The organism is Thermodesulfobacteriota bacterium (assembly GCA_039028315.1).
GTDB lineage: Bacteria > Desulfobacterota_D > UBA1144 > Nemesobacterales > UBA2774 > CR02bin9.
This window is the reverse complement of record JBCCIH010000176.1, coordinates 1-4962: the sequence shown is the minus strand read 5'-3', so window position 1 is coordinate 4962 and position 4962 is coordinate 1. Positions and strand designations below refer to the sequence as shown.

Annotated in this window: 5 protein-coding genes; 3 read left to right on the top strand and 2 right to left on the bottom strand. The window is 43.0% G+C overall.

All coding sequences use genetic code 11. The annotated features are described in order from the left end of the window. From AAF462_10025 to AAF462_10015, 3 genes are all read left to right on the top strand, one after another. The coding region (locus AAF462_10025; GenBank protein MEM7009457.1) for a PLP-dependent transferase at window positions 1-778 on the top strand (778 nt) is incomplete at its 5' end. After that, entirely contained in the window at window positions 775-1941 is a 1167-nt protein-coding gene (locus tag AAF462_10020; GenBank protein ID MEM7009456.1) for a homoserine O-acetyltransferase, read from the top strand. The genes AAF462_10025 and AAF462_10020, both read left to right, overlap by 4 nt. A 41-nt stretch (window positions 1942-1982) precedes the next feature. Further along, complete coding sequence (locus AAF462_10015) at window positions 1983-2783, top strand: patatin-like phospholipase family protein (GenBank protein ID MEM7009455.1); 801 nt, start codon at window positions 1983-1985, stop codon at window positions 2781-2783. On the opposite strand, the gene AAF462_10010 is transcribed toward AAF462_10015, so the two are convergent. Both AAF462_10010 and AAF462_10005 read right to left on the bottom strand, forming a co-directional pair. Then, window positions 2761-4182, bottom strand: a complete 1422-nt coding sequence (locus AAF462_10010; GenBank protein MEM7009454.1) for a hypothetical protein — start codon at window positions 4180-4182, stop codon at window positions 2761-2763. The two genes, AAF462_10015 and AAF462_10010, sit on opposite strands and share 23 nt — an antisense overlap. A 23-nt stretch (window positions 4183-4205) precedes the next feature. Continuing rightward, the coding region (locus tag AAF462_10005; protein ID MEM7009453.1) for an FAD-dependent oxidoreductase at window positions 4206-4962 on the bottom strand (757 nt) is incomplete at its 5' end.

Sequence of the window (4962 nt, the reverse complement as noted above, 5' to 3'; positions counted from 1 at the left end):
TGGTGAGGACGCAGGGATTCCTCTCATTATTGATAACACTTTTGCAACTCCTTATCTTTGCAGACCAATTGAACATGGCGCAAATATAGTTGTAAACTCTGCCACTAAGTTTATTTGCGGCCATGGAACTTCAATCGGAGGCATTTTAGTAGATGGTGGTAACTTCCCATGGGATAACGGCAAGTTTCCTTGTATGACAGAGCCCTCCAAGGGTTATCATGGAGTAAAGTTCTATGAGACTTTCGGCAATTTTGGATATGCAATAAGAGCAAGAGTAGAGATACTCAGAACTCACGGTCAGGCTCTTAGTCCATTCAATGCGTTTTTGATGCTGCAGGGACTTGAGACACTAAACTTAAGAATGGACAGACACTGTTCAAACGCTCTTGAGGTTGCTAAGTTCTTAAATGATCACCCTGAAGTAGAGTGGGTTAATTTTGCTGGATTGCCTGACAACCAATATCACGAACTATCTAAAAAGTATATGCCTAAGGGCGCAGGCTCTATATTCACATTTGGAGTAAAAGGCGGCACGGAAGCCGGCAGAACTTTAATTGATAACGTTCAGCTATTCAGCCACCTTGTCAATGTTGGAGACGCTAAGTCGCTAATTGCGCATCCTTCTTCTACTACACATCGTCAGCTAAATGAAGATGAGCAAATGTCAGCTGGCGTGACTCCTGAGACTGTGCGTATTTCAGTTGGGCTTGAGAATGTAGAGGATCTTATCTGGGATCTAGATCAGGCGCTTGCAAAGGCTCAAAAGGCTACCGCATGAAAACAAGGGAGTTAGGTGAGTCTCCTGTAGTTATTGTTGAGGAAGGCTCAGTAGGGATAGTAGAGACAAAGTATCACACCTTTGCCGATGGTCCCAATAAGTTTGTTATGGATAACGGGCTTGAGCTAGGCCCTATAACAGTTGCGTATGAAACCTATGGAGAGCTAAATGAGGCGCGTGACAACGTGATTTTAGTTGAGCACGCCCTCACAGCAAATGCTCATGCAGCCGGCAGACACAGCGCTGATGACAAACAGCCCGGCTGGTGGGATGTAATGATCGGCTCAGAAAGAGCTTTTGATACGGACAAGTATTTCGTAATCTGCTCTAACATCCTTGGGAGCTGCTACGGCACAACTGGTCCTTCGTCTATAAACCCTGAAACCGGAAGACCCTATGGCATGAGCTTTCCTTTAGTCACTGTACGTGATATGGTCCGTGTCCAAAAAGAGCTTTTAGACCATCTTGGGATTAATAGAATAAAATCAGTGATCGGCGGCTCTATGGGAGGTATGCAGGCAATTGAGTGGGCGCTTATATACCCTGAGATAGTAGACTCAATAGTACTTGTTGCCTCCGGACCAGTTTCAAACCCCCAGTCAATCGCAATTCATAAAGTAGGAATAAGGGCAATAATAGATGACCCAAACTTTAAAGGTGGGGATTATTATGGACAGGAGCTTCCCAACAAAGGTCTTAGCGTTGCCAGAATGATTGGACACATAACGTATCTTCACCACAACTGGCTTTGGGAGAAATTTGGAAGAAAGCACTCAGACCCCGAGAATATGAAAACCAAGCTCGGCAGCAAATTTGATATTGAAAACTATCTGGAATATCAGGGCTCAAAATTTGTGGACCGTTTTGATGCCAACAGCTACATCTACATTATGCGGGCAATTGATCTATACGATGCCGCTGAGGGCTACGATAGTCTTGAGCAATCATTTAAAAGAATAAACTGTAAAAAAGTCTTTGTATCTTCTTTTACCTCGGACTGGCTCTTCCCGTCCTATCAATCAGAGGAAATTGTCCAAGCCCTTAAGGCAAATGATGTCCCCTATGAGTACGAAGAAATAGAATCACCCTACGGGCACGATTCTTTTCTCTTAGAGTATGAAGAACTCACCCAGCATATTAAGCAGTTTTTTGATACTCTTTAGTGTTCTTGATTTATCTCATAAAACTTAATTAGAATATAGATATGAAATTAGGACTCGCATTGGGTGGGGGAGGGGCAAAGGGGTTTGCGCATCTCGGAGTACTGAAAGTTCTCAAGGAGGCGGGAATTGAATTTGATGTTGTTGCCGGCACCAGCATAGGGGCTCTGATAGGGGCAGTATACATCTCGGGCAAACTGGAAAGTCTTGAGGAGTTTTCAACAAATATCGCAATGACAGACTTACCCTTTATGCTAGGACCAACTTGGCCCAAGGGCGGGCTTTTTAGCGGGAACTATATAGAAGGTCTGGTTGAAAAGTTTATAAATGTTCAAAATATTGAGGATCTTTCTAAACCCTTTGCAGCAGTCAGCGTCGATCTTAACAAGGCACAGGTAATAACATTTACGAAAGGCGATCTAAAGCGCGCAATAAGGGCAAGCACTTCAATCCCAGGTGTATTTAAGCCCGTAGTGTTGGAGGATAAGATACTGGTAGACGGAGGGGTCTTAGAGTCCTTACCAATTGGTGCAGCAAGATCACTCGGGGCAGATTTTATAGTTGCCGTTGATTTGCTTCACGATCTGTCCGGTAATCAGAATTTTGACCAAGGAAAGCCCTCGATTATAGAAATAGTTCAAAGGACCTCTATTATTGCTCAGCGTCAGCTTACAGAGTATAAGTTCAAAGAAAATCCGCCGGATGTTGCTATAAGACCTCATCTGGCAGAAGTGCAGGTTATGGATTTTCATAAAGGAGCGCCTATTGTAGAGATTGGAAGAGTTGCCGCTGAGCAAACACTTCCTGAACTTTTAGAGAAACTTAAGAAAGCGAAACGCTCTTAGAGCGTCTCCACTCCCAGATAAGCAATATCCAAACAGGCACAAACTCAATCCAGATAATTAGATTGTTAAAGATCTCGATCTGCCCGCGCGGCTCAAAGTAGTATCTAAGATAGTAAAGAGGCAGGAGCGCAGTCAGTAAGAGCAAAGAGAATCTAGGCTTAATTGCTAATAGCGGCAAGAGCCATGTGTAGTACCAGGGGAACTGGGTCGGGCTTAATAGAAATGCAAATGCTATGATGTAAAGAGATTTGCTAAATAGGTCTGATTTTTTAAATGTTTTCCCAAAAGTTACAAATAAGATCCAGAGTGCGATGAGTCCTATGACAATAAATCTTGCAGCGCTGTATTTATGAAAAGTTTCATATCCAAGAACATTAAGACTGAGCTCTGATATAGAGACTAAGATCCTAAAAATTGAGTCGTTGTTCTGCCAGCTCTGCCCATATGCTATAAAGCCTGAGCTTGTATCTAACCCGGAGAAATAAATAGGCAAAAATAGTGCGCCAAAGCTAATAGCTCCAAGCACTAATACTGTAATAAGCTCTTTTGGCTTTGATAATATAGGCCTTATTACGAGTGGCAGCAAAAACGCCGGCCAAAGCTTTATTCCAATCCCAACAATCAGCGTGAGCGTGGAACGGATATTTCTATTTTGAGTCGCCGCAATAAGCGCGCTTAGCACAAAGGGAAATATCAGTACATCAAGGTGGCCTGAGTTAAATATCTCTTTTATTAAAAGTGGATTCCACCAGTAAATAATAAGATATGAACTTGGCAGTTTAAGTAGGCCTAGCGAGACGAAAATAAGCGAGAGCGTTGCCAGGTCCATAACGATAAGAATTATTTTCCAAGTACTAAGGCTCCAGGAGTCAAGCCAGTAGGATATAGCGAAAAATACCTGCGCCACCGGGGGATAAATAGTTCTTACTGAGGGGTGGTTTATGCCGTGGATTACCTCACCTGACTGCTCTGCTAATACTATAAGCTCTGTGGGAACATCAGTACCTTCTATAACTTGTTCAGGTGAATACTTATATGGATTTATACCTTTTGCGGTAACTGCTCCATCCCACAGGTATCTATAAAAATCATCCTCAAGGATTGGCGCGCTAAAAATCATCAATACCCGTAATATGAGCCCTATAGCAAATACCAAAATTAGTTGGTTCTTTAAAAGATTGGTTCTTGGAAATCTATAAATCGTAAAAAGAAAAACGATTCCTGCAAAAATGAGAATTCCAACAAGCAACAGGGTAGGTCTTTCAATTAGTGCTATGGAAGCCTTAAATTCTGGGGTGATGTAAGTAATGGCGCTAAAGCAAAGTAGTAGAACTATTCCTGATATGATAAGTAGTGAGTTTGATGCTTTGGAAACTGCAGTCTCTAAATTATCTGCCATACAGCCCACTCTCTAAGCGATTTTTAATCGCCAAGCTCTTCTAGGTATCTCTCTGCATCAATCGCTGCCATACAGCCCGTGCCGGCTGCAGTAATGGCCTGGCGGTAGACATTGTCCTGCACATCTCCCGCTGCATAGACGCCTGGGATATTGGTCTGTGTTGAGCCGCTCTTGGTGATTAAATAACCAGTCTCATCCATGTCTAGCTGGCCTTTAAAGAGCTCAGTATTAGGATTGTGTCCAATAGCGACAAAAACGCCCTGAGCTTCTTTTTCAGTTATCTCACCTGTGCTTGTATTTTTAAGTTTAGCTCCGCTAACGCCGCCGTCTTTGGTACCAAGAATCTCTTCTACCTCTGAGTCCCATATAAAATCTAATTTTTCATTTTTAAAAGCTCGGTCCTGGATAATTTTAGACGCTCTAAGCTTGTCACGTCTATGAACAATGCTTACCTTGCTGGCAAATTTTGTTAAGAATATAGCCTCTTCAACAGCGCTGTCTCCGCCGCCGACAACTAACAGCTCTTTGTCCTTAAAGAAAAAGCCGTCGCAAGTTGCACATGTGGACACACCGTAGCCTAAAAGCTCTTTCTCGGAATCAATCCCAAGCATTTTTGCTGAAGCGCCTGATGATATAATAAATGTGTCGGCTTCAAGCACTCTATCACCTGCGGTGATTTTAAAAGGTCTAGAGGAGAAATCCACTGCTGAGATCTCGGCCATAACTGATATGGCACCGAAACGCTCGGCCTGTTTTCTCATGTCATTCATTAGGTCAGGT